Raw genomic sequence first — 24087 nt, forward strand, 5'->3', positions numbered from 1 at the left:
GTGGCGGAAGGCCAGGCCCGGGACAATGGCGGGCGGCGGTCCAGGAAGTCGGATGCCGCCTTCCGCACCATCAGCGAGGTGGCGACCGAACTGGACGTGCCGCAGCACGTGCTCCGGTTCTGGGAGACCAAGTTCTCGCAGATCCGTCCCATGAAGCGTGGCGGCGGCCGGCGCTACTACCGGCCCGAGGACGTGGTCCTGCTGACCACGTTGCGCGATCTCCTGTACCGCGAAGGCTATACCATCAAGGGCGTGCAGAAGCTGTTGCGGGACAACGGCGCCAAGGCCCTGGTCAACACCGTCAAGGAGCGCCAGGAGCGGTCCGAGGGCGGCACCGTCGGTCCGGTGGGGCTGGCGCTGGCGGAAAGCCGCGCCAGCGAGGACACCGGGACGGCTGCGGAGGGCGACGAGGCCGAGGCCCTCACGCCGGAGTCGCCAGACGCCGGGATGGTGGCCCCCGAAGAGCCCAGGGCCGAGGCGGAGGCGACACCCGCTACACCCGCGGCAACGGGCCTGACACCGGCGCAACGGGCCGAACTGACGGCCATCGCGGACGACCTGGCGGCGCTGCGCGGCCTGCTGACGCAGGCCCTTGAGGCGACCCGTCCGCCGTCGGCCCCCCCGGACAGCGCCTGATCGCGCCCGGGCCCATGCGTGGCATCGGAGTCTCGCCCCGGGCCCGGCGCCGGGGCGGTCTCCATAACCTCCCTCCGACTACTCCGCCAGCGGCTGGCCCAGGCGGCCGGCGAGATCCTGGATGAACTGCCAGGCCACGCGTCCCGAGCGGCTGCCCCGGCTGGTGGCCCACTGGATGGCCTCGCGCCGCAGCGTCTCGTCGTCGACGGTCAGGCCGTGGTGGCGGACGTAGCCCCGCACGATCTCCACGAACGTGGCCTGATCCACGTTGTGGAAGCCCAGCCATAGGCCGAAGCGGTCCGACAGCGACACCTTCTCCTCCACCGCTTCACCGGCGTGCAGGGCGGTGGACTGCTCGTTCTCGACCATCTCCCGCGCCAGCAGGTGACGCCGGTTCGAGGTGGCATAGAACAGGACGTTGGCCGGGCGCCCCTCGATGCCGCCTTCGAGCAGGGCCTTCAGGGACTTGTAGCTGGTGTCGTCGCCATCGAACGACAGGTCGTCGCAGAACAGCAGGCAGCGCCGCCCGCTGCCGCGCAGGATGGCCAGCAGGCGGGGCAGGGTGGGAATGTCCTCGCGGTGGATTTCCACCAGCGCCAGACGGGCGTCTGGCAACGCCTCGGCGACGGCCGCATGCACCGCCTTGACCAGCGAACTCTTGCCGGTCCCGCGCGCGCCCCACAGCAGGGCGTTGTTGGCTGGCAGGCCGCGCGCGAAGCGCCGGGTGTTCTCGGCGAGGGTGTCGATCTGGCGGTCGATCCCGCGCAGCAGACCGAGCGGGATCCGGTTCACCGCCGCCACCGGTTCCAGCCACTCGCGGTCGGCGTGCCAGACAAAGGCGTCGGCGGCGTCCAGGTCGGGCTCGGGGCGCGCCGGGGGCGCCAGGCGGTCCAGGCTGTCGGCGATGCGGGTCAGGGCCTGCGCGACGGTGACGAGGGTGGCATCCTGTTCGGGCATGGGCAGCGCGAAGCTCCGGCATGGGGGGTCGACGGTGGCGCGCACCATACCATGGCCTCCCGGGCCAGCAAGGCGGTGCCCTTCGGCAGCGCCCGCCCGGCATGCCGTTTTGTGCGGCTGCGTTTGCAACGGGGGCGCGGATGGGTATAGTCCGGGCTCCTACGACAGGGCGGCCGGGCCGACGCTCTCATGGCCCGCCGCTTCGGCGACTCACCGCATGCAAGGAGCGCGCGGATGCTCATCAGCCCCGCCTATGCCCAGGCCGCCGGTGGCGGCGGTGCCATGGAAAGCCTGGGGGCCTTCCTGCCCCTGATCCTGATCTTCGTGATCTTCTACTTCCTTCTGATCCGCCCGCAGCAGAAGCGGATGAAGGAGCACAAGGCCATGCTGGAGGCGGTCCGCCGCGGTGATCGCGTGGTCACCAATGGTGGCATCGTCGGCACCGTGGTCAAGGTGGTGAACGAGACCGAGCTGTCGGTGGAGATCGCCGAGGGCGTCCGCGTGCGGGTGATGCGCGAGATGATCGCCAACGTGCTGTCCAAGACCGAGCCGGTTTCGGGCGGGGCGGACAAGACCAAGGGCGGCAAGCCGCGCAAGGATGCGGCCAACGAAGGCCGGGACGACGACGGGGACGCCGGCGACGACGCGGACGATGGCCCGGACTCCGCGACCAGCGGGTCGGGCACGGGCGACGCCGGGCAGTCTGGCAAGCTGAAGAGCCTGCTGTCGGGCAAGAAGTCCTGACGCCGTCCGTCCCGGCGCCGGTCGTCGTGGCGCCGTAAGCCCTGGCGCCGTAAGCCCTGAGCCGTCCGGGGCACCCACGGCCGGCGGCGCCGCCGACCGTGACGCTGCGTGGTCCGGGGCGCGGCCCCGGATCCCCTGTCCGAGAAAGAGCCGCAATGCTGTATTTCGCGAAATGGAAGATCGGGCTGGTCCTGGCCATCTGCCTGGCCGGCTTGGTCTTCTCGGTGCCGAACGTGATCCGGGGCCAGGCGGACGCGCTGCCGGAGTGGTGGCAGCCGGTCACCTTGGGCCTCGACCTGCAAGGGGGCTCATACCTGCTGCTCGAGGTCGAGACCGACGTGGTGGTCCGTGAGCAGCTCGAGGCGCTGGTGGAGAACGCGCGCAGCGCCTTGCGCGAGGCCCGCATCCGCTACCTCGGGCTCGGGGTCGAGGGCACGGCCGCGACCGTCACCATTCCGGACTCGGCGCAGCGCGATCAGGCGCGGCGCCTGTTGCGCGACCTCGATGACCAGGTGGAGATGACCACCGAGGCCGACGGCCGCTTCGTGCTGACCCTCACCGAGCAGGCGATGGCGGAGCGCCGCAACCAGGCCGTCGAGCAGTCCATCGAGATCGTGCGCAAGCGCGTGGACGAGACCGGCACCCGCGAGCCCTCGATCCAACGCCAGGGCCAGACCCGGATCATCGTGGAATTGCCGGGCGTGGACGATCCGCAGCGCATCAAGGAGTTGATCGGGCGCACCGCCAAGCTCAACTTCCACCTGCTCGACGAGCGGGTGTCGCCGGAAGACCTGGCGTCCGGGCAGGTGCCGCCCGGCACGGCGATCATGCCCGCGGCCGAGAACAACGCCGCCGGGCCGCCGCGCTACGCCGTGCGCAAGCGGGTCGAGGTCTCCGGCGATCGGCTGGTGGATGCGCAGCCCAACTTCCAGGACAACCAGCCCGTCGTCAGCTTCCGGTTCGACACCGCCGGCGGCCGCCAGTTCGGCCGCGTCACCCAGGAGAGCGTGGGCCAGAACCTAGCCATCGTGCTGGACGGAGCGGTCATCAGCGCCCCGGTGATCCGGGAGCCCATCCTGGGCGGATCCGGCGTCATCTCGGGCAGCTTCTCGGTGCAGGAAACCCAGGACCTGGCGCTGCTGCTGCGTGCCGGCGCGCTCCCGGCGCCGCTCACCGTCCTGGAAGAGCGCACCGTCGGTCCGGGCCTGGGGGCGGATTCGATCGAGGCCGGCGCCCTGGCCAGCGTGCTGGGCCTGATCCTGGTGATCGTGTTCATGATCGGCGCCTACGGCCTGTTCGGGGGCATGGCCGTGGTGGCCCTGTTCGTGAATCTGTTCCTGCTGCTGGGCGCGCTCAGCCTGTTGGGGGCCACCCTGACGTTGCCCGGCATCGCCGGCATCGTGCTGACCATGGGCATGGCGGTCGACGCCAACGTGCTGATCTTCGAACGCATGCGGGAAGAGGCACGCAACGGCCGCTCGCTGATGAACAGTATCGACACCGGGTTCCGCCAGGCGTTCAAGGCCATCGTCGACGCCAACGTCACGACGCTGGTGGCGGCGGGGTTGCTGTTCTACTTCGGGTCGGGCCCGGTCAAGGGCTTCGCCGTGACCCTCAGCATCGGCATCCTCTCGTCGATGTTCACCGCCGTCATGGTCACGCGCCTGATGGTCGTCACGTGGCTGCGGCGCGGCCACGCCAAAGCCCTGCCGATCTGAGGTCCCGATCCCATGCGTCCGCTGATCAACATCGTTCCGGTCGACACCAGCATCGACTTCATGAAGCGCCGCATCCAGGCGCTGATCCTGTCGGGCATCCTGATGGTGGCGGCCGTCGTCTCCCTGGGCGTCCAGCAGCTCAACTTCGGCATTGATTTCGCTGGTGGCATCCTGGTCGAGGCCCGCATGCCCGGCGAGCCGGACATGGCCGACCTGCGCGACCGCCTCAACGGGCTGGGGCTGGGGGCGGTCTCGCTGACCCACATCGGGGAAGATGCGCGCGACGTCATGATCCGCGTGCAGCAGCCGGACGACACCACGGAGGAGCAGGAGAACGCCGCCCTGAACGCCATCCAGGGCGTGCTCGGCGACGGAGTGGATTACCGCCGGGTCGAACTGGTCGGCCCCAAGGTCGGCGGGGAGCTGATCGAGGCCGGAATCTGGGCGGTGTCGCTGTCGATCCTGGCCATCGTGGTCTACATCTGGTTCCGCTTCGAATGGCAGTTCGCGGTCGGGGCCATGGTGGCCCTGATCCACGACGTGCTCATCACGCTCGGCCTGTTCTCGGTCCTGCGTCTGGAGTTCGACCTGACCACCGTGGCGGCGCTGCTGACCCTGGCCGGCTACTCCATCAACGACACCGTGGTGGTCTACGACCGGGTGCGGGAGAAGCTGCGCCGGTACAAGAAGCTGGCGCTGGTGGACCTGCTGAATCTGGCACTGAACCGGACGCTGTCACGCACCATCCTGACGTCGGTGACGACCTTGATGGCCGTGCTGTCGCTGTTGTTCCTGGGCGGCGACGTGCTGCGCAACTTCAGCGCCGCGCTGGCCTTCGGCATCGTCATCGGCACCTATTCGACCATCTATGTGGCGGTGCCGATCCTGGTCTATTTCGACCTCCGCCGCGAGGCCATCGTGGGCGAGGAGGAGGCCGCCGCCGAGGGCGAGACGGACGCGTCGGCTCCCGACGAGACGGGAGCGGGCGCGGCGGAAGGGTTGCCGACGGCGGCCCCCGAGACCGCACCGGCCGGCGCGCCGGCCGCCCCGCCCGCGTCCCCGGCGCAGGGCCGCGGCGGCGGGGCCAAGGCGCGCGGCGGCAAGAAGAAGGGGCGCGGCAAGCGGCGCTAGCGCGGATCGCGATCAATCTGAACCACGACGTGGTACGGATTGATCGCTTGATTCCGCGATCATTGTATGAGTTGCAGCCGATGATCGCGACACACCGAAATCCCGCCGCGAGTCCGGTGTGTCGCAATCGGCTGTCAGGGGCCGGCCGGCCCAGAGTGGCACCGGGGCGGGGTTGATCGCGTCCGCCCCGGCCCCACGTCTGAACGCGGACACGTCTGAACGCGGACAGGTCAGGACGCGTCAACTCAGGACCCAGGCAGGCGGCCGCTCATGGACATTACCCCCCTTGTTCCCGCCAACCGCCAACTCGTGCAGGCGTATGGTGACGGCGCATTCCGGATCAGCGGCGTCCAGCACGCCGGCTCGGTCATCGTATTTCCGGATCGTGTGCTGCCCTGGTCCGGCGAGATCAGCGCCGATGGCCTCGACGCCGTGGTGGGTGCGGCGGACGCGGTCGAGATCCTGATCCTCGGCTGCGGACCTGCGATGACGCTGGTGCCGTCGACGCTGCGCCAGACCCTGCGCGCCCACGGCATCGCGGTCGAGCCGATGGACACCGGGGCCGGCTGCCGCACCTACAACGTCCTGCTGGCCGAGGAGCGGCGCGTGGCGGCGGCCCTGGTCGCGGTGTGATCGCGCACGCATCGCCGCCCGTGGTCGCGACCGCGCCTTACCAACGAAAAACGGGGCTCCGCGGCGGAGCCCCGTTCGTCATCAAAGCGGTGTGGCCGGCGGATCAGGCGGCCTTCGCCAGGTTCTCGTTGACGAAGTCCCAGTTCACCAGGTGGTCCAGGAACGTGGTCAGGAAGTCCGGGCGCCGGTTCTGGAAGTCCAGGTAATAGGCGTGCTCCCAGACGTCGCAGGTCAGGAGCGCGGTCTGGCCGTGCACCATCGGGTTCTCGGCGTTGGGGGTCTTGGTCACCTTGAGGGTGCCGCCGTCCAGCACCAGCCAGGCCCAGCCGGATCCGAACTGGGTCGCGCCGGCGGCCTTGAACTCCTCCTTGAACTTTTCGAAGGAGCCGAAGGCTTCGTCGATCTTGCCCGCGATCGCGCCGGTGGGGGCGCCGCCGCCGCCGGGCCTCATGCCGTGCCAGAAGAAGGTGTGGTTCCAGACCTGGGCGCTGTTGTTGAACACGCCGGTATTCTTGTCCGTCCAGGACTTCATGATGACCTCGTCCAGACCCATGTCCGCCATGGGCGTGTCCTTGGTCAGGTTGTTCAGGTTGGTGACGTAGGTCTGATGGTGCTTGCCGTGGTGGAACTCCAGCGTCTGCGCCGACATATGCGGCTCCAGCGCGGACGTGTCGTAGGGCAGGGGGGGAAGCTCGAACGCCATTCTCAACCTCGTCTGACTGTGCTGTCTCGTCTGACTGTGCTGTGGGCGGCCCCGACGGGTCGCCCCATCGGGGAGGCGGGCCGGTCCCGGTCCGCGGGTGCTGCGAAAGTGCGAAACGAACGTGGGATGCACCGAACACCAGCGTACATAGGGCGCGGTCGCGGGCGTGTGAAGTGTGGAACCGTTCAAAGCGGGCGCGGGAGGCCGGGCGCATCCGGCGCCCGGCCCGTGGCTGACGGGAGGACGGGGCCATGACCCGGGGCGCCGAGACGTGTGCCGATCTGGTGCGGCGGCAGGACCGAGACCGCTATCTGCTCGCCATGCTGGCCCCGCCGGAGCGCCGGCCGGCGCTGCTGGCGCTGTACGCCATGGCCACCGAGGCGGCGCGGGTGCCGGGGCTGGTCAGCGAGCCCATGCTCGGGGTGATCCGGCTTCAGTACTGGCGCGATCTGGTCACCGCCGACGATCCGGCGGCGGCGGCACGGGGCAATCCGGTGGCCGAGGCGCTGGCGGCGACGGTCCTGGTGGATGTGGACACGGCGGGGCGGGCCCTGCTGGTCGAACACCTTGAGGGGTGGGGGGCGGATCTGGCCCCGGAGGCGCCGCCCGACGAGGCCGCGGCGCGGCGACAGGCGGCGGCGACGGCCGGTGCCCTGGCCGAGGCCTCGGCCCGGCTGCTGGGGGCGCGGGAGGCCGACAGCCTCACGGTCGCCCGCCACGTGGGCACCGCCTGGGGCCTGGTCGCGGTGGCCCGGGCCACGCCGGGGCTGCTGGCGCACGGGCGGTTGCGGCTGCCGCTCGATGCCCTGCGCGCAGCCGGTCGCGACGCCCGGACCGTGCTGGCCGGCGCGGATGCCGAGAGGATCGGGATCCGCGCCGGCGTGGCGGCCCTGGTGGCGCTGGCCGACACCGAACTCGCGGCCGCGACGGCGGCGGTGCGGGGTGGGCCCGTGGAGCGGGCCGCCCGCCCGGCGCTGCGGCAGGCGGTGCAGGCCCGCCGGATCCTGGCCGCGCTGCGCCGCGCCGGCTGCGACCCGTTCGATGGGCGCTTGGCCCGGGTGCCGCCGCCTCTGACCGCGTTGGTCTGGGACCGCCTGCGGTGGGGGGCCTGATCGGTCCGACCGGCCCCCGTGAGGACGCGGACGGTGGGACGGTGAAGGTGACAGGGTCACGACACGGTGATGACAGGGTGTTGACGGGGTGTCGACAGGACAAGGACATGGACGGCGGCGGTTGGAGCGTGGCTGTGATTGTGCTGTGACTTGCCGCGCCAAGCCCCTGACCGGGCGAATTATTTCGGTGTGGCGGGGTGTATTCTGACCGGCCCCGGCGACGCGTCGACCGGAAGCCGGCCCCGCGTGCCGCGTGCAGTGACCCCAGGAGTTCAGCCGCGATCTCATACATTCGTTATAACATCATATGCCTTCAGGAGGTATCGGTCCGGCTTCGGACCGCCATGCCGTGTCACGGGCGAAGCAGTCAACCGGCTGTCCTGTATCGGCGACGGGGCTGTCTTGCAGGGCCGAGGGTTGCCATCCCTCGGGACGGTCTGTAGACTGAAGAAATTCAGACAGAGTCATCAAACAAAACGACCGGCAAGCAGAGCGACCGGAACCGGATCGAACGGGCAGACCGGGCGATGGGTCGTGACGGAGGATCGGATGAAACGTGACACATGCTCCCCGCTTGAGCATCTGGCCGGTGTCGTCGCGGTGGTGGGGCTGAGCATGATCCTGCACGCCGGCTTGCACACCGGAGCCACCTACCTGGCGGCGCCGGCGTCGATCCCGGGCTTGGAGGACGGCCCCGGACCGCACATTGCGGCGCCGGATTCCGCGGTTTGGGGACGGGCGGTGCTCCGCCTCAATGGCATGCCCTGACCCGCGACCCGCGACCCGCGACCCGCGACCTGTGACAACGACAGAGGCCAGGCCGGGTGACGGCGCGGCCCTTCATCGGACCAGACCCGGCGGCCGGACACCGCCGGGTTTTGTGTATCGGGGCCGTCGGCGCCGGGCGTCGCGGGTGCGACAGTCGGCATGTCGGATCTCCGACACGGTGTGGTGCACACCCGGCCCAACACATTGAAATCGCGGCACAGAGGGAGTTGGCACCGGTCTTGCTGCGGCTTCGGGCGTCGCCCCGTGGGGGGTGTTCGCCTTCAGGAGGTCGCGCATGCTCACCGATCGTCTGGCCCCGGTGTTCGACGAACCGGCCTGCGCCACCAACCGCGCCAAGACCGACGCGGACCGCAAGGCCGGCTGCCGCACCAAGGGGCCGGCGCCCGGGGCGGCGGCGGGTGGCTGCGCCTTCGACGGTGCCAAGATCGCGCTCCAGCCCATTGTCGATGCTGCCCATATCGTGCATGGCCCGATCGCCTGCGAGGGCAACAACTGGGACAACCGGCACGCCGCCTCGTCCGGACCCGACCTGTACCGCCGGGGCCTGACCACCGACCTCGGCGAGATGGACGTCATCCAGGGCGGTGAGAAAAAGCTGTGGCGGGCCATCCGCGAGGCGGTGGAGCGGTTTGATCCGCCGGCCGTGTTCGTCTACCAGACCTGCGTTCCCGCCCTGATCGGTGACGACCTGCATGCGGTCTGCCAGGCGGCGGCGGAGCGGTTCGCCCGGCCGGTCATCCCGGTCGAGACGCCGGGCTTCGTCGGCAGCAAGAACCTGGGCAACCGGCTGGCGGGGCAGACCCTGGTCGACCATGTCATCGGCACCGTCGAGCCGGAGACGACCACCCCGACCGACATTGCCCTGATCGCCGAGTACAACATCCAGGGCGAGCTGTGGCAGCTTACCCCGCTGTTCGAGCGCCTGGGGATCCGCCTGCTGTCCTGCATCACCGGCGATGCCCGCTTCCGCTCGGTGGCGCAGGCGCATCGGGCGCGGGCGGCGATGGTGGTGTGCTCCCAGGCCATGCTGAACGTCGGCCGGGGCCTGCGGGAGCGCTGGGGCATTCCGTTCTTCGAGGGCTCGTTCCACGGCGTGCGCGCGACGTCAGAGGCGTTGCGCGGCTTCGCCCGCCTGCTGGTCGAACGCGGCGCGCCGGCCGATCTGATCGACCGCACCGAAACCCTGATCGCGGAGGAGGAGGCGGCCGTCTGGCGCCGCTTCGCGCCGCTTCGCGACCGTCTCGCCGGCAAGCGGGTGCTGCTCTACACCGGCGGCCACAAGAGTTGGTCCATCGTCTCGACGCTCCAGGACATGGGCATGACCGTCATCGGCACCTCGGTGCGCAAGGCCACCGAGGACGACGCTGCCCGCGCCCGGGCGTTGCTCGGTGAGGACGGCCAGCTCTTCGGCGCCATCCCGAATGCCGAGATGTACCGCATGCTGCGCGACGGCGAGGCCGACATCATGCTGTCCGGCGGCCGCAGCCAGTTCGTGGCGCTGAAGGCGCGCCGGCCGTGGCTGGACACCAACCAGGAGCGCCACCATGCCTACGCCGGCTACGCGGGCTTCCTGGTGCTGGCCGAGCGCATCGCCCTGACCCTGGATGCGCCGGTGTGGCCGCTGGTCAACGGCCCGGCGCCCTGGGATGACGGCTGGGACCCCGACTGGGATGACGGCTGGGATGGGACGGCGACCGGGGAGGGATTGGCATGACCACGATGGAGACCCGTCGGACCAAAGCCCTCACCATCGACCCGCTGAAGGTGTCGCCGCCGCTGGGTGCTGCGCTGGCGCTGCTGGGGGTGGAGCGCGGCCTGCCGCTGCTGCACGGCGCCCAGGGGTGCACGGCGTTCGCCCTGGTGCTGCTGGTGCGGCACTTCCGCGAGGCCATCCCGTTGCAGACCACGGCCCTGGGGGAGATCGAGACCATCCTGGGCGGGGCCGACAACCTGGAGGCCGCCATCCGCACCATTTGCAGCAAGTCCAAACCGGCGGTGCTGGGGGTCTGTCCGACCGCCCTGACCGATACCCGAAGCGAGGATCTGGCGGCCGACCTCAAGGGCATCGCCACCCGACTGGGGCCGGAGCTGGGCGAGACCCTGCTGGTGCACGCGCCCGCGCCCGATTTCGTCGGCGGCCTTCAGGAGGGCTGGGCGGCGGCGGTGCAGGGCATCGTCGATGCGGCGGCGCGCCCGCGCCCGCGGCGGTCCGGGCATGTGGTCGTGCTGGCGGGCGCCCATCTGACGGTCGGCGACCTCGACGCGCTGCGCGATCTGATCGAAGCGTTTGGTCTCACCTGCACCCTGCTGCCCGACCTGTCGGATGCGCTCGACGGCCATATCCCCGACACCTGGAGCCCGGTCAGCCTGGGTGGCACGCCGCGCGCCGCGCTGGACGACCTGGGCGCGGCCGAAGCCGTGCTGGCCGTGGGGGCGCACATGGCGCCGGCGGCGGCGCTGCTGGAGGCCCGCACCGGCGTGCCGGCGACGGTGATGGACACCGCGACCGGGCTGCGCGCCGCCGACCGGCTGGTGGCGTGGCTGTCGCGCCTGGCCGGCCGCCGCGCCCCGGCCGGGGTGCGGCGCGACCGCTCCCGGCTGCTCGATGCCCTGATCGACGCCCATTTCGCCGCCGTCGGCCAGCGGGTGGCGGTGGCGGCCGAACCGGATCTGCTGCGCGCCCTGGTGACCCTGGTCACGGATCTGGGCTGTCGGGTGCCGGTGGCGGTGACCACCACCCGGGCGCCGGGGCTGGATGGACTGCCGGTGGAGCGCCTGCTGGTCGGCGACCTGGACGACCTGGAGACCGCCGCCCACGCGGCCGGCGGGGTCGATCTGGTGATCGGGCCGTCGCCCGCCCAAAGGGCCGCCCAGGCCCTGGGCGCGCCGCTCTTGCGCGCCGGGTTTCCGCAGCTCGACCGCGTCGGCAGCCAGCACGTCGTGTCCGTCGGCTACCGCGGCAGCCGCGACCTGGCCTTTGCCGTCGCCAACGCCCTCACCGACGCCGTCCACCGCGAGGGTCCCGCCCATGCTGATCCCCGTGCCCCCGTGCCCCTTTGCCAGGGCCAGCCGTCCGCGCAGGAGAGTGACCATGAGGCCGGCTCGCCGTCTGCGGCTCGTTGACACCGGCGGCGGCGCGCACGCCGCGCCCCCACCCCCGACCGAGGAGGTCCCGACCGTGAAAGTCGCCCTCGCCACCCAGGACATGTTCGCCGTGAACGCCCACTTCGCCGGGGCGCGGACCCTGGCCATCTACGACGTCACCCCGGCCGGCTGGTCGCTGGTCGAGGCGGTGCAGTTCGACGACGCCAGCGCCGAGGACGGCGCCGGGCACGACGATGATCGGGTGGCACCACGCGTCGCCGCGCTGGACGGCTGCACGCTGCTGTTCGTGCGGGCCATCGGCGGGCCGGCCGCGGCGCGGGTCGTGGGCGCGCGCGTGCATCCCATCAAGCTGCCCGACGACGCCCCCCTGGAGCAGGTCTTGCAGCGGGTGCGGACCATGCTGAACGGCACCCCGCCGCCGTGGCTGCGCAAGGCCATGGGGGGCGAGGGCGGGCGGCGCCCGGCCTTCCTCGATGAGGACGCCGAGACCGGCGCGGAGGCCTGAGCGATGACGGCGCTTGCCCGCAAGATGGCCGCCCGCACTCTGGCGCCCGAACCGGCGTGGCCCGCCGACCCGGTGTTTCTGCCCGAACTGGCGGCGCTGATCCGGGCCGGCGACTGCTGCGGCCTGTGGGAGGGCAAGAGTGACGCCCGCCTGCTCGGTGGTTACGTGGTCACGCGCGACCAGCGGCGCGCCATTCCCATCCTCGGTGAGCCGGACCCGCGCGTGCTGCGCCGCCTGCACACGTACTACCAGGCCGTCGGCACCGCCATCGGGCGCCATACCGGCCATGTGGCGACGCCGCTGGTGGACCTCTCGGACGAGGGCTTCGGCCGCGTCGTGCTGATCGCCGGGCGGTTGGTGGCCGTGGCCCGGCCGCTGCGCGACGTACACCGCTTCGGCTTCGACGATCTGGCGGCCCTGGATGCCGCCGGGGCCGCCCTGGTCGAGGAGGGGGCGGCCATGATCGCCGGCCACCCCGCCCTGGTGGCGGCGTGATCCCAACCCTGACTCGAAAGGAGACCATCATGTCGGTCCGGACCTTCGCGACCCGCGACGGGCGCCCCTGGGTGCCGTCCTACCTGGAGGCCATCGACCCCGACGTCTGTATCGGTTGCGGTCGCTGCGTGAAGGTCTGTGCCCGCGATGTCATCGCGCTGCGCGGTGTGACCGAGGACGGGGACCTGTGCGATCCCTTCGACGACGACGAGGAGATCGAGCGCAAGATCTCGGTTCTGGTGGCCGCCGGCGACTGTGTCGGCTGCGGGTCCTGCGCCACGGTGTGCGGGACCGGCGCCCAGCACCACGCGCCGGTCGAGGAGGCGGCGTAGCCGGCAAGGACCCAGCGACCCGGGGAGGGGGCGATGGCCGAGGACCTGTACACCCATCTGATGGACGGCCCGACGGCGGAGTCTGGTCCGGACCCGTTCGACCGCCACGTGCTGGCGGCGGCGATCGCGTCCGGCTGCCTGCCGCCGCACCGGGCGTTGACGGAGTCCCTGGCGCTGTCGCCCTGTGATCTGGCGCGCCTGATCGCCACCGTGTTCCCGCATGCCGGCGCCCTGCTGGACTGGCAGCCGCCCTGGCCCGGACCGCGCGACGACGAGCCCGAGGAGCCGGCCCTGCGCGCCCTGCTGTACGACAACCGCACGCCCGGCGGCGATCCCGACTTGGCGCGCTGGCTGGCGCGCATCATCGCCCGCCGGTCTTTGGGCGACCGCCATCTCTGGGAGGACCTGGGGCTCGGCGCGCGGGCCGACCTGAGCCGCCTCATGGCCCGCCATTTCGGGCCGCTGTCGGAGCGGAATCAAGGCATGCGCTGGAAGAAGTTCTTCTACCGCAGCCTGTGCGAGCAGGAGGGGGTCCTGCTCTGCAAGGCTCCCAACTGCGAGGTCTGCGAGGACTACGCGCTCTGCTTCGCGCCGGAGGAGGCGATCGCCGGAGCCGGCGTCCTGTTCGGGCCGGCCCGCACCCCGGCCGGCGGCGCTCTGGCGGGGGATGGCGCGCGATAGCGGAGATCGCGATCACTGGATGAGTCGCGGCCTATGATTGTGGCACGCCGAGATCGCGTCGCGAGTCCGGTTTGTCGCAATCGGCTGTAGCGGGGCGGTCCGGTCGCCGGCGCGCGGCACGACCGCGGCGTGCGCGCCTGCGTGGACAAGCTGCGAAAAATCGAACAAGACACCGGGCAACAACTCCCATATGGTTCTCGGCGTCACGGGGCGGTTTCGACCGGGGTCTTGTTCAGGTTCATTAAAGTGTTGAAACAAAACGAAAAAGGGGCCTGGCAGGGGGCCTTGCCCTGGGTCATGTGGGGTCTGGGCGCGCTGTTCTACTGTTACGGCTTCTTCCAGCGTACCGCGCCCAGCGTGATGGTCGACGAGTTGATGCGCGAGTTTGCCGTCGGCGCCGCGCTGACGGGCACGCTGTCGGGCCTGTACTTCTACACCTATGCCGGCATTCAGATTCCCGTGGGCCTGATCCTGGACCGGTTCGGGCCGCGCCGGGTGCTGGCCGTGGCCTGTGCCCTGGCGGGCGCCGGCAGCCTTCTGTTCGCGCTCGCCGAGTCGCTCATGGTGGCCTACGCCGGGCGCCTGATGATCGGCGGTGCCGTGGCGTTCACCTGGGTGGGCGCGCTGCTCATCATCACGCGCTGGTTCCCGCCGCATCGGTTCGCAATGGTCTCCGGCCTGACGCTGGCCCTCGGCATGGCCGGCGGCGTCGGTGGCCAGGCGCCGCTGGCGCTGCTGATCGGCGAGATCGGCTGGCGCGGTGCGCTGACCACGGCGGCGGCCCTGGCGCTCGTGCTGGCGGCGCTGATCGCGCTGCTGGTGCGCGACCGGGGACCGTTCTCGCCGCCGCTCCCGGCGCCGGGGTCGGCCGCGGCGGACGCGCCGCGGCCGTCGCTGGGGCGCGGCCTGGCCCGGGTGGTGCGCAACCCGCAGACCTGGATCGTCGGCCTCTATGGGGCGGCGCTGACCTCGCCGATGCTGTCCTTCGCCGGCCTGTGGGGCGTGCCGTACCTGCAACGCCTGTACGACGTGGAGCGCGAGGTCGCGGCGCTGGCCACCTCGGGCATGATGATCGGATGGGCCGTGGGCGCGCCGGCCATGGGGTGGCTGTCGGATCGCTGGCGGCGCCGGCGGCGGGTGATGCTGATCGCTTCGGGCGGCTCGCTGGCGACCCTGGCCGCGGCGCTGTACGCGCCCGGCCTGCCGTTCGAGGCGGTGGCTGCGCTGATGGTGCTGAACGGCGTGGTCGGCGGTGGCATGGTGCTGTGTTTCGCCACCGGTCGCGAGCACAACCCGGCCTGGGCCGCGGGGGCGGCGCTGGGTGTCGTCAACATGCTGGCGATGGCGGCGGGCGCGGTGTTCCAGCCGCTGCTGGGATGGTTGCTGGACCGGGCTTGGGACGGCACCATGGAGGCGGGGCGTCCGGTCTACTCGGTCGAGGCGTTCCAGAGCGCCGTCTGGGTGCTCGTGGGGATGCAGGGGGTCGCCCTGGTGGCCGCCGTGCTGACGCGCGAGACCCGCTGCCGCCAGCGAGAGGACTGAGACCGCGAGGATGGACGCCAGACCGCCGTCCCCCCAGGATTCGGCCGTCCCCGACGACCACGCCGCCGCCCACCCCGGCGCCCACCCCACGGCGCCGGAGCCGCCGCTTGACCTGGCCCTGTGGACGCTGCGGCCGGACGCCGACGGCCAGCCCGATCTGGGCGCTCTGCGCGGGCACCTGTCCGAGAACGAGTGGGCCCGGGTCTCGTCGTTTCGCGACCCGGATCACGCCTGGTCGAGCGCGGCCACCCGCGCCCTGTTGCGGGTCATGCTGAGCCGGTTCCATGGCGCCGATCCGCTGGCGTGGCACTTCGTCACGGAACCGGGCGGGCGCCCGCACGTGGACATGACGCGCACGCCACACGCCCTGTCCCCGGAGACCCGGCCGCGCTTCAGCCTGAGCCACACCCGTGGCCTGGCGGCCTGCGCGGTCAGCCTGGGACCCTGGCCGGAGGGGGCGGACCTGGGGGTCGACGCGGAGTGGACGGCACGCAGCCTGCCGGCCGGCCGGCTGGCCCGCCGGTTCTTCCATGCTGACGAGGCATCGGCGCTGGAGGCCGTGCCGCGCGGGCCGCGCCGGGAGTCCCTGTTTTTCACGCTGTGGACACGCAAGGAGGCGGTTCTGAAGGCGCTTGGCCTCGGCATCGCCAACAATCTGGGGCTGTACTCCTGCGTCGGAGAACCGGCCCACCTTGCCGGGTCGGCCGCCCTGGTCGGCGATCCCGACTGCTGGCAACTGGGCAGCGAGGATGCCACCCCCGTGCACCGCCTGTCGTGGGCCGTCCGGCTGCCGGGCCACCGCCGCGCCGGCCGCGTCCGGTTGACGCGGCGCGACGCGGTGGGCTGGGCGCTCTGACCGGCCGGCGAGGGCGGTTACGATTGGGCCTGAAGGAGATCGTCGACGACCGCCCGGGCCTTGTCGGTGCCCTCGCCGGCGGGGTCCATATTGGTGTCGATCCAGGCGTGGACCGCCGTGGGGTCGACGGGGGTCACCTTGAGCTGGGCCGCAGCCACCGCCTTCAGCGCCATGATCGTGGCGGCCAGGTCGTCCAGGGCGCTGAGCATCTGGGTCGACTGTTCGGTGGTCATGTCGCCCATGCGGCGGACGTCGCCGGCCACCTTGTGGACCAGTTCGGCCACCTGCTGCATTGCGAGATCGGACATCGTCTTCGGTCTCCCTGAGGTACACGTTGCCGGCGCGACCGGCGGGCTGGGTGATCGGCTCTTGGGCGGCCCGGACGCCACTCTGGTCTCGACGGCCGCCACCATACCGGCGGGGACGGGGGCCAGGCAAACGGCATCGTTTGCGTCGCCGGTCTCGTCATCGTCTCGCCGACCATCCATTGGCGCGACACCGTCGCGCGGGCCGATGAGCGGTGATCAGTGGGCCATCCTCTGGCATACAGGTTGCCAAAGTGTTGCCGGCACGGTGTTACCGGCACGGTGTTGTTGGCCCGCCGAGACGGCATGGGGGCGCGATTCTGCATTGCATCGGCCGGCCCGATTCCACACATAACGGCCGTCCTCCGTTTTCGGTTCTCCCCGTGCGCCGTCCCGCCCGTCCCCGTTCCCCCAGGCCGGAGTGCCCATGTCCAGCACCGCCGCGCGTCTGTCGCACCTGCAACGTCTCGAAGCCGAGAGCATCCACATCATCCGGGAGGTGGTGGCGGAATTCCGCAAGCCGGTGATGCTCTACTCCATCGGCAAGGACTCCTCGGTGATGCTGCATCTGGCGCGCAAGGCGTTCGCGCCCGGGCCGCTGCCGTTTCCCCTGATGCACATCGACACCACGTGGAAGTTCCACGAGATGATCGCCTTCCGCGATGCCACCGCCCGGGACCTGGGGCTGGAGCTGCTGGTGCATACCAACCCGGACGGCCTGCGCGACGGGGTCAATCCGATCACCCATGGGTCGTCGGTGCACACCGACGTCATGAAGACCCAGGCGCTCAAGCAGGCGCTGACCAAGCACGGCTTCGACGCCGCGTTCGGCGGCGCCCGGCGCGACGAGGAGGCCAGCCGCGCCAAGGAGCGCGTGTTCTCCTTCCGCACCGCCACCCACCAGTGGGATCCGCGCAATCAGCGCCCGGAACTGTGGTCGATCTACAACGGCCGCATCACGACCGGCGAGAGCATCCGCGCCTTTCCCTTGTCCAACTGGACCGAGCTGGACGTCTGGCAGTACATCCTGCAGGAGGATATTCCGGTCGTCCCACTGTACTTCGCCAAGCCGCGCCCGGTGATCCGCTTCAACGGCATGTGGGTGATGGTCGATGATGACCGGCTGCCCATTCCGGAAGGGACGCAGCCGGAGATGAAGCGCGTGCGCTTCCGCACCCTGGGGTGCTACCCGCTGACCGGGGCGGTGGAGAGCTCCGCGACCACGGTGGCCGAGGTGGTCGCCGAGATGCTCAATTCGCGCACCTCGGAGCGCGCCGGCCGTGCCATCGACCATGACCAGGCCGGGTCCATGGAACTCAAGAAGCGGGACGGGTACTTCTGATGGCCGACGACGGACGCCTTTTCGACGCCGCCGCCACCGAGGCGGTCCTCTCCGGCCGCCGCGGCCAGCGCGACCTGTTGCGGTTCCTGACCTGCGGCAGCGTGGACGACGGCAAGAGCACCCTGATCGGGCGTATCCTCTACGATTCCAACCTGATCTTCGAGGACCAGCTCAAGACCCTGGAGCGAGACAGCAAGGCGCGCGGCAACGCCGGCGGGGCGCTGGACCTGTCGCTGCTGGTGGATGGCCTGCAGGCCGAGCGCGAGCAGGGCATCACCATCGACGTGGCCTGGCGCTATTTCACCACCGACCGGCGCAAGTTCATCGTCGCCGATACCCCGGGTCACGAGCAGTATACCCGCAACATGGCCACCGGGGCCTCCAACGCGGAACTGGCGGTGCTGCTGGTGGACGCGCGCCAGGGCGTGCTGGTGCAGACCCGCCGCCACGCCACCATCGCCCGCCTGATGGGCCTGCGCCACGTCGTCCTGGCCATCAACAAGATGGACCTGGTCGCATACGACCGGGACGTTTTCGACGCCATCCGCGCCGACTTCGGCGCCTTCGCCGCCGCCATTGGCCTGCCGGAGCCGGTGTGCATCCCGGTCTCGGCGTTGATGGGCGACAACGTGGTCAACCCCAGCGCCGCCACGCCCTGGTACGACGGACCGGCCTTGCTGCCCTACCTGGAGACGGTGGAGGTCGCGCCGGAGAGCCCGGACGCCGCGTTCCGCTTCCCGGTGCAGTGGGTCAACCGGCCGAACCTGGATTTCCGCGGCTACTGCGGGACCGTGGCCTCGGGCACGGTGCGGCCGGGCGACCGCGTGGTGATCGAGCCGTCGGGTCGCGAGACCACAGTGGCGCGCATCGTCGATTTCAACGGCGACCGGGCGCAGGCGGCGGCCGGCGAATCGGTGACCCTGACGCTCGCGGACGCGGTGGACGTCGCACGCGGCGACCTGATCGTGCCGGCCGGCGACCGGCCGCAGGTGGCGGACCAGATGGCCGCGCATCTGATCTGGATGGCCGAAGAGCCGCTGCTGCCGGAGCGCGGCTATCTGATGAAGATCGGCCATACCACGGTCCCGGTGCAGGTCACCGAGATCAAGCATCGCCTGGACGTCAACACCCAGAACAAGCTGGCGGCCAAGCGGCTGGAGTTGAACGAGGTGGCGTTCTGCAATCTCTCTCTCGGCCGGCCGGTGCCCTTCGACCCGTACGAGGACAACCGCGCCACCGGCGGCTTCATCCTGATCGACCGCACCACCAACCACACCGTGGGGTGTGGCATGATCGCCTTCGGTCTGCGGCGCGCCGGCAACATCCACTGGCAGGCGCTGGAGGTGGACAAGGCCGCGCGCGCCCACCAGAAGCATCAGAAGCCCGGCGTGTTGTGGTTCACGGGCCTCTCGGGGGCCGGCAAGTCCACCGTCGCCAACCTCGTCGAGAAACGGCTGATGGCGCTGGGCCATCACAGTTACCTCCTGGACGGGGATAACGTGCGCCACGGCCTGAACCGCGATCTGGGGTTTACGCCGGAGGACCGGGTGGAGAACATCCGCCGCGTGGCCGAGGTCTCGCGGCTGTTCGTGGATGCCGGCCTGATCGTGCTGGTGTCGTTCATCTCGCCGTACCGCGCCGAGCGGCGCCTGGCGCGCGAGAAGGTGGCCGACGGCGAGTTCCTGGAGGTGTTCGTGGACGCACCGTTGGCGGTCTGCGAGGATCGCGATCCCAAGGGCCTGTACCGCAAGGCGCGGGCCGGCGAGATCAAGAACTTCACCGGCATCGACTCCGCCTACGAACCGCCCGAGGCGCCGGAACTGCACCTGCGCACCGATCAGGCCAGCCCCGACGATCTGGCCGAAGAGGTGATCCAGGCGCTGCGCGCGCGCGGCCTGCTGCGGGGGTAGGCCGGCGTAGGGCAGGGGCCTCCAGCCGCGGGGGGCGCTTGAAATGGCGGGGCCGTGGCCCAACCTGCACGGGGCGCGCCTGTCCCTTGCCCGGAGACCGCCCCCGTGAGCTGGACCGCCTGCCCCGAGCCTGTCGCGCCCGCACCGCCGGCAGCCGCCGACGCCGCTAAAGCCGACCCCGTTGAAACGGTCATCGTGCCGCGCGCCCGCGACATCGGCGCCTTCGAGGTCAGGCGCGCCCTGCCCGCCGCGCAGCGCCAAATGGTCGGGCCGTTCATCTTCCTGGACCAGATGGGGCCGGCCACCTTTGCCGACGGTCGGGGCATGGACGTGCGGGCGCATCCCCACATCGGGCTGGCCACCGTCACCTATCTCTATAAGGGCGGCATCCAGCACCGCGACAGCCTCGGCCAAGACCTGGAGATCCGACCCGGCGCCGTGAACTGGATGATCGCCGGACGCGGCATCACCCATTCGGAGCGCTCGCCCCCCGCGCGCCGCCGCGCGGGGGAGCGCCTGTTCGGGCTTCAGACCTGGGTCGCGCTGCCCCAGGCGCACGAGGAGACCGAGCCGGACTTCCAGCACGTGCCCGAGGCCGATCTGCCGGTGATCGCGGACACGGGGACCCGGGTGCGCGTCATCCTGGGCACGGCCTACGGCGCGCGGGCGCCGGTGACGGTGTTCTCCGAGACCCTCTACGCCGACGCCACCCTCGCCGATGGCGCCCGCCTGCCGCTGCCGGACGAGCACGAGGACCGCGGGGTCTACGTCGTCGCCGGCGCGGTGGAGGTGGCGGGAACGCGATACGAGGCCGGCCGTCTGCTGGTGGTCCGGCCGGGCGACGCCATCACCCTGACGGCACGCGGGGAGACCCGCTTGATGCTGGTGGGCGGGGCGACACTGGAGGGGCCACGGCACATCTGGTGGAACTTCGTCTCCTCGCGCCCGGAGCGCATCGAGGCGGCCAAGGCCGCCTGGGCGGCGGGGGACTGGACCGACGGTCCGTTCCGGCTGCCGCCGAGCGACAGTGCGGAGACCATCCCGCTGCCGGCGGGCTGAACGCGGCGTGTCATCGGGCTCGACAGCGCGCGCGCGGTGATGGAGGATGCCGGCCCCCTTCCTCCCTGCTGCCCGCGAGGCCCTGTCGTCCGATGATCCGTCATGTCGTGATGTTCACCCTGAAGGCCCCCGAGAACCTGGAGGCCGCGCGTCGCGGCCTGGAGCGCCTGGCGGCGATCCCCCACGCCCGCGCGCTGGAGGTGGTGCCCAACCTCAAGCGCGACCAGATCGGCAACGAGGTCGACCTCGTGGTCCATGCGGTGTTCGACGACACAGCCGCCCTGGACGCCTACAAGCGCCATCCCCTGTATGCCGAGGCCATCGCCGCCGTGCGCCCCTTGCGCGAGATCCGGCTGGCGGCGGACTTCGTGACGGATCTGTAGCGGCCGGTGACGGTCGGGCGGATCGTGCCGGCCGGCCCGGCACATCTTGCCGGGCGGCGCCTGCCGCCGGCCAGGCTGATCGCCTTCCAGGCTGCACCGGGCAACACCCTCCATTCGGCGTTCCACCACCTGGTGAATGTGCACCGTCCGGCCCGATCACGCGTGCCACCGGTAGGTCACTACGGCCTTGTCCCCCGAGGCACGGCCGATATCCTGGGTCACATGGGTCTTGAGTTGGTGGGTTGTACAATCGCCGGCGCCTGCACGCGGCGCTCGGCTGCATCACCCTGGAGCAAGCCGGGCTTCGCGCCGCATGACCCGGTGTCCACTTTTTCAGGGCAAGGTCAAACGGCTGTTGCCTCATCGTCGATGTTGCCGCCGGGCGCGAACGCGCTATAGTCCCGTCCATGCGGATCCTGGTTGTCGAAGACGATGCCGAGGCCGCGGCCTACCTCGCCAAGGGGCTGCGGGAAAGTGGCTATGTGGTCGACCATGCCGACAACGGCATGGACGGCCTCTACATGGCGACCAATGAAACCTACGACGCCATCGTGCTGGACCGAATGCTGCCCCGCCTGGACGGGCTGGCGGTGGTCGAGACCCTGCGCAAGGCCGGCAAGCAGACGCCGGTCCTGATCCTCTCCGCCCTGGGCGAGGTGGATGCGCGTGTGCAGGGTCTGCGCGCCGGCGGCGACGACTATCTCGCCAAGCCCTACGCCTTCTCGGAGTTGCTGGCCCGGCTGGAGGCGCTGTTGCGGCGCGGCGATGGACCAACGCAACAGACCCGGCTCCAGGTCGGCGACCTGGAGATGGACCTGCTGGCCCGCCAGGTGACCCGCTCCGGCCGCGCCATCACCCTGCAGCCGCGCGAGTTCCGCCTGCTCGAATACCTGATGCGCCATGCCGGCCAGGTGGTGACGCGCACCATGCTGCTGGAAAACGTCTGGGACTATCACTTCGATCCGCAGACCAACGTCATTGATGTCCACGTCAGCCGGCTGCGCCAGAAGGTCGACAAGGACTTCGACAAGCCGCTGATCCAGACCGTGCGGGGCGCGGGCTATTGCCTGCGGGAGCCCGATTAAGGCCGCCGTTCCCACCGCCCGCCTGTTTCGCACCACGGTCTTCCGGCTGGCGCTGATCTCCGCCGTCGTGTTCGCCCTGCTCTCCGGGGTCGTGCTCGGGCTGGTCTACTGGACCACCGCCGCCCTGATCGACCAGCAGACCGTGACGGCGGTCAACACGGAGATGGCCGGCCTCAAGGACATCTACCACCGCGGCGGTCCCAACGCCCTGGTCTCCGCCCTGGAGAACCGGGTCACCGGCTATCAGGGCTACCACCACATCTACCTGTTGGCGCCGCTGGACGGCGAGCCACTGGTCGGCAACCTGCGCCAGTGGCCCAAGGTCGAGCCGGACCGCAACGGCTGGATGCACTTCATGGTGGAAAGCGAGATCGAGGGCCGGCGCCAGCTCTGGCCCGCCCACGCCCGCGTCGTGCATCTGTCCAGCGGCCTGCGCCTGCTGGTTGGGCGCGATATGACAGAGCGTACCGGCTTTGCCCGTATCATGGAGCAGTCCCTGGCCTTTGCCCTCGGGGCTGCCCTGATCCTGGGCATCATCGGCGGCATCATCATGAGCCGCAACCTGTTGCGGCGGATCGATGCGGTCAACCGCACGGCCCAGACCATCCTGGAAGGCGACCTGTCCGGGCGGGTGCCGGTCTCGGGCGGCGGCGACGAGTTCGACCGCTTGGCGATCAACCTCAACAGCATGCTGGACCGCATCCAGAAGCTGGTGTCGGCCATGCGCGACGTGACCGACAACATCGCCCACGACCTGCGCAGCCCCCTCAACCGCATGCGCTCGCGTCTGGAGATCACCCTGGTCGGCAAGCCCGACCTGGAGGAATACCGCCACTCGCTGGAGGGGGCGCTGGAGGACACCGACCACATCCTGCACACCTTCAACGCCCTGCTGTCGATCGCCCGCATCGAGGGCCGCAACGCGGTTGAGACCTTCGCGCCCGTCGACCTCAGCGAGCTGGCCGCCAATACCGTGGATCTCTACGAGCCGGTGGCCGAGGAGCGCGGCCAGAGCCTGACCTTCACGCCACCCCTCGGCGAGCGACCGACCACCGTCATGGGCGACCGCCACCTGCTGTCCCAGATGACCGCCAACCTGGTCGACAACGCCATCAAGTACACCCAGGACGGCGGCCGCATCGAGGTCGCGGTGCGCTTCGACGCCACCGGCGCCGTGCATCTGGTGGTCGGCGATAACGGTCCCGGCATCCCGGAGAAGTTCCGGCACAGCGTGCTGGACCGCTTCGTACGCCTGGAGCAGAGCCGCCACACCGTGGGCACCGGGCTCGGGCTCAGCCTGGTGGCGGCGGTCGCCGACCTGCATGGGGCGCGCCTGGAGCTGTCGGACAACGCCCCCGGCCTGCGCGTCGAACTCGCCTTTCCCGACCGGGCCGCCCCGCCGGCCCAGGCCGAGGCGGCGGAGTGAATGACCGCGCCCGGGTCGCGGAGCCACGGGTGCGGCAGACGTCCGCTCACAGCGGCACCAGGCGGGAGAAAAAGGGGTTGCCAAGGCGCCGGTCAGCGGCTAAAAGACCGCCCTCACCGCGACGCGGGACGCCACGGCCTCCCTCCTTTTCGCGGTGCTGACAATGGGCCGCCGTAGCTCAGGGGTAGAGCACACCCTTGGTAAGGGTGGGGTCGGGTGTTCAATTCACCCCGGCGGCACCATTTTTCTTCCTGATATCTCAATGCTTTGTCCGCCGCTGTTCGGTGTCCTCCGGATCACGGGGAATCACGAACAAGCGGCGAACATGATGCATAAACCGGGGGAAGACCGGGGGAGACGTTCCCGGCGCGTTCTTCAGTTTCGGCCCCGCCGCGTCCTCTCGATCGCCCGCACCTCGCTCATCCGCTCCCGGCAGATGGCGCCGGCCGCGCGCTCCTCAGCGAGGGCGATGGTCAGCGTGATCATGTCCATGGGGTCGGACCGCGCCGCCGCCAATACGTCCAGCCGCCGGCGCGGACGGCTGCGTACATGAGGGTGCGGCGCAGCCAGGTGACGCCGGCGGCCCTCAGCAGGTCTCGGAAAATGGCGTCGGCCTGGGCGCGGGCGACCGGGGCGCC

At 70.7% G+C, this 24087-nt stretch carries 25 protein-coding genes and 1 tRNA gene; 22 read left to right on the plus strand and 4 right to left on the minus strand.

All coding sequences use genetic code 11. The features are described from left to right. A complete protein-coding gene (locus tag GGD88_RS12830) occupies positions 1 to 636 on the plus strand; it encodes a MerR family transcriptional regulator (protein WP_343056355.1) in 636 nt (211 codons plus the stop codon). A gap of 78 nt (positions 637 to 714) precedes the next feature. Here the strand turns inward: GGD88_RS12830 and GGD88_RS12835 are convergent, their stop codons facing one another. Further along, entirely contained in the window at positions 715 to 1593 is an 879-nt protein-coding gene (locus tag GGD88_RS12835) for an ATP-binding protein (RefSeq protein ID WP_184436090.1), read from the minus strand. Between the two features lie 234 nt (positions 1594 to 1827). Here GGD88_RS12835 and yajC point away from each other — a divergent pair, with 234 nt between their 5' ends. The 4 genes from yajC (at position 1828) to GGD88_RS12855 (ending at position 5819) form a co-directional block, all read left to right on the plus strand. Beyond that, on the plus strand, positions 1828 to 2337 hold the full coding sequence (yajC, locus tag GGD88_RS12840) for a preprotein translocase subunit YajC (protein ID WP_184436048.1): 510 nt from the start codon (positions 1828 to 1830) through the stop codon (positions 2335 to 2337). A gap of 155 nt (positions 2338 to 2492) precedes the next feature. Beyond that, complete coding sequence (gene secD / locus GGD88_RS12845; RefSeq protein ID WP_184436051.1) at positions 2493 to 4055, plus strand: protein translocase subunit SecD; 1563 nt, start codon at positions 2493 to 2495, stop codon at positions 4053 to 4055. 12 nt (positions 4056 to 4067) lie between these two features. Then, a complete protein-coding gene (gene secF, locus GGD88_RS12850) occupies positions 4068 to 5186 on the plus strand; it encodes a protein translocase subunit SecF (RefSeq protein WP_184436053.1) in 1119 nt (372 codons plus the stop codon). 270 nt (positions 5187 to 5456) lie between these two features. Then, on the plus strand, positions 5457 to 5819 hold the full coding sequence (locus GGD88_RS12855; RefSeq protein WP_184436055.1) for an Mth938-like domain-containing protein: 363 nt from the start codon (positions 5457 to 5459) through the stop codon (positions 5817 to 5819). A 103-nt stretch (positions 5820 to 5922) separates the two neighbouring features. Here the strand turns inward: GGD88_RS12855 and GGD88_RS12860 are convergent, their stop codons facing one another. Next, complete coding sequence (locus tag GGD88_RS12860) at positions 5923 to 6522, minus strand: superoxide dismutase (RefSeq protein ID WP_184436057.1); 600 nt, start codon at positions 6520 to 6522, stop codon at positions 5923 to 5925. Between the two features lie 251 nt (positions 6523 to 6773). On the opposite strand from GGD88_RS12860, the gene GGD88_RS12865 reads away from it, so the two are divergent. From GGD88_RS12865 to GGD88_RS12910, 10 genes are all read left to right on the plus strand, one after another. Beyond that, positions 6774 to 7634, plus strand: a complete 861-nt coding sequence (locus GGD88_RS12865) for a squalene/phytoene synthase family protein (protein WP_184436059.1) — start codon at positions 6774 to 6776, stop codon at positions 7632 to 7634. A gap of 549 nt (positions 7635 to 8183) precedes the next feature. Beyond that, a complete protein-coding gene (locus GGD88_RS12870; RefSeq protein WP_184436061.1) occupies positions 8184 to 8402 on the plus strand; it encodes a hypothetical protein in 219 nt (72 codons plus the stop codon). 295 nt (positions 8403 to 8697) lie between these two features. Continuing rightward, the gene (gene nifE / locus GGD88_RS12875; RefSeq protein ID WP_184436063.1) at positions 8698 to 10137 is read left to right on the plus strand and encodes a nitrogenase iron-molybdenum cofactor biosynthesis protein NifE; all 1440 of its coding nucleotides are present in this window, start codon (positions 8698 to 8700) and stop codon (positions 10135 to 10137) included. Beyond that, positions 10134 to 11546, plus strand: coding sequence for a nitrogenase iron-molybdenum cofactor biosynthesis protein NifN (gene nifN, locus GGD88_RS12880; RefSeq protein ID WP_184436065.1), 1413 nt, complete (start codon positions 10134 to 10136; stop codon positions 11544 to 11546). Before nifE ends, nifN begins: the two co-directional genes overlap by 4 nt. Before the next feature lie 55 nt (positions 11547 to 11601). Further along, the gene (nifX, locus tag GGD88_RS12885) at positions 11602 to 12033 is read left to right on the plus strand and encodes a nitrogen fixation protein NifX (protein ID WP_343056356.1); all 432 of its coding nucleotides are present in this window, start codon (positions 11602 to 11604) and stop codon (positions 12031 to 12033) included. Positions 12034 to 12036: 3 nt separating this feature from the next. Then, complete coding sequence (locus GGD88_RS12890; RefSeq protein ID WP_246423741.1) at positions 12037 to 12528, plus strand: NifX-associated nitrogen fixation protein; 492 nt, start codon at positions 12037 to 12039, stop codon at positions 12526 to 12528. A gap of 29 nt (positions 12529 to 12557) precedes the next feature. Further along, entirely contained in the window at positions 12558 to 12860 is a 303-nt protein-coding gene (gene fdxB / locus GGD88_RS12895) for a ferredoxin III, nif-specific (protein ID WP_184436068.1), read from the plus strand. Positions 12861 to 12893: 33 nt separating this feature from the next. After that, entirely contained in the window at positions 12894 to 13541 is a 648-nt protein-coding gene (locus GGD88_RS12900) for a nitrogen fixation protein NifQ (protein WP_184436070.1), read from the plus strand. 246 nt (positions 13542 to 13787) lie between these two features. After that, a complete protein-coding gene (locus GGD88_RS12905; protein ID WP_221237137.1) occupies positions 13788 to 15083 on the plus strand; it encodes an MFS transporter in 1296 nt (431 codons plus the stop codon). A gap of 10 nt (positions 15084 to 15093) precedes the next feature. Then, positions 15094 to 15939, plus strand: coding sequence for a 4'-phosphopantetheinyl transferase family protein (locus tag GGD88_RS12910; RefSeq protein ID WP_184436074.1), 846 nt, complete (start codon positions 15094 to 15096; stop codon positions 15937 to 15939). A gap of 17 nt (positions 15940 to 15956) precedes the next feature. On the opposite strand, the gene GGD88_RS12915 is transcribed toward GGD88_RS12910, so the two are convergent. Beyond that, positions 15957 to 16247 carry a hypothetical protein gene (locus GGD88_RS12915; RefSeq protein ID WP_184436076.1) on the minus strand — a complete coding sequence of 97 codons (291 nt, stop codon included), beginning with the start codon at positions 16245 to 16247 and terminating at the stop codon, positions 15957 to 15959. Between the two features lie 445 nt (positions 16248 to 16692). Here GGD88_RS12915 and cysD point away from each other — a divergent pair, with 445 nt between their 5' ends. The 7 genes from cysD to GGD88_RS12950 all read left to right on the plus strand — a co-directional run bounded on the left by cysD (position 16693) and on the right by GGD88_RS12950 (position 23691). Further along, positions 16693 to 17586, plus strand: coding sequence for a sulfate adenylyltransferase subunit CysD (gene cysD / locus GGD88_RS12920; protein ID WP_246423745.1), 894 nt, complete (start codon positions 16693 to 16695; stop codon positions 17584 to 17586). Next, positions 17586 to 19496: a sulfate adenylyltransferase subunit CysN gene (gene cysN / locus GGD88_RS12925; RefSeq protein ID WP_184436080.1), complete on the plus strand. Its 1911-nt coding sequence runs from the start codon at positions 17586 to 17588 to the stop codon at positions 19494 to 19496. The genes cysD and cysN overlap by 1 nt, the downstream gene beginning before the upstream one ends. A 105-nt stretch (positions 19497 to 19601) precedes the next feature. Further along, on the plus strand, positions 19602 to 20555 hold the full coding sequence (locus GGD88_RS12930) for a pirin family protein (protein WP_184436082.1): 954 nt from the start codon (positions 19602 to 19604) through the stop codon (positions 20553 to 20555). Between the two features lie 92 nt (positions 20556 to 20647). Beyond that, positions 20648 to 20938, plus strand: a complete 291-nt coding sequence (locus GGD88_RS12935; protein WP_184436084.1) for a Dabb family protein — start codon at positions 20648 to 20650, stop codon at positions 20936 to 20938. Between the two features lie 407 nt (positions 20939 to 21345). Beyond that, a complete protein-coding gene (locus tag GGD88_RS12940) occupies positions 21346 to 22023 on the plus strand; it encodes a response regulator transcription factor (protein WP_184436086.1) in 678 nt (225 codons plus the stop codon). A 67-nt stretch (positions 22024 to 22090) separates the two neighbouring features. After that, a complete protein-coding gene (locus tag GGD88_RS12945; protein ID WP_184436088.1) occupies positions 22091 to 23449 on the plus strand; it encodes an ATP-binding protein in 1359 nt (452 codons plus the stop codon). A gap of 167 nt (positions 23450 to 23616) precedes the next feature. Beyond that, a tRNA-Thr gene (locus GGD88_RS12950) sits at positions 23617 to 23691 on the plus strand. Between the two features lie 240 nt (positions 23692 to 23931). Here the strand turns inward: GGD88_RS12950 and GGD88_RS19420 are convergent. Continuing rightward, positions 23932 to 24087: DUF1353 domain-containing protein (locus GGD88_RS19420; protein WP_184436089.1), on the minus strand; the 156-nt coding region annotated here is incomplete at its 5' end.

Origin of the sequence: Roseospira goensis (genome assembly GCF_014197795.1) — a bacterium.
Classification (GTDB): domain Bacteria; phylum Pseudomonadota; class Alphaproteobacteria; order Rhodospirillales; family Rhodospirillaceae; genus Rhodospira; species Rhodospira goensis.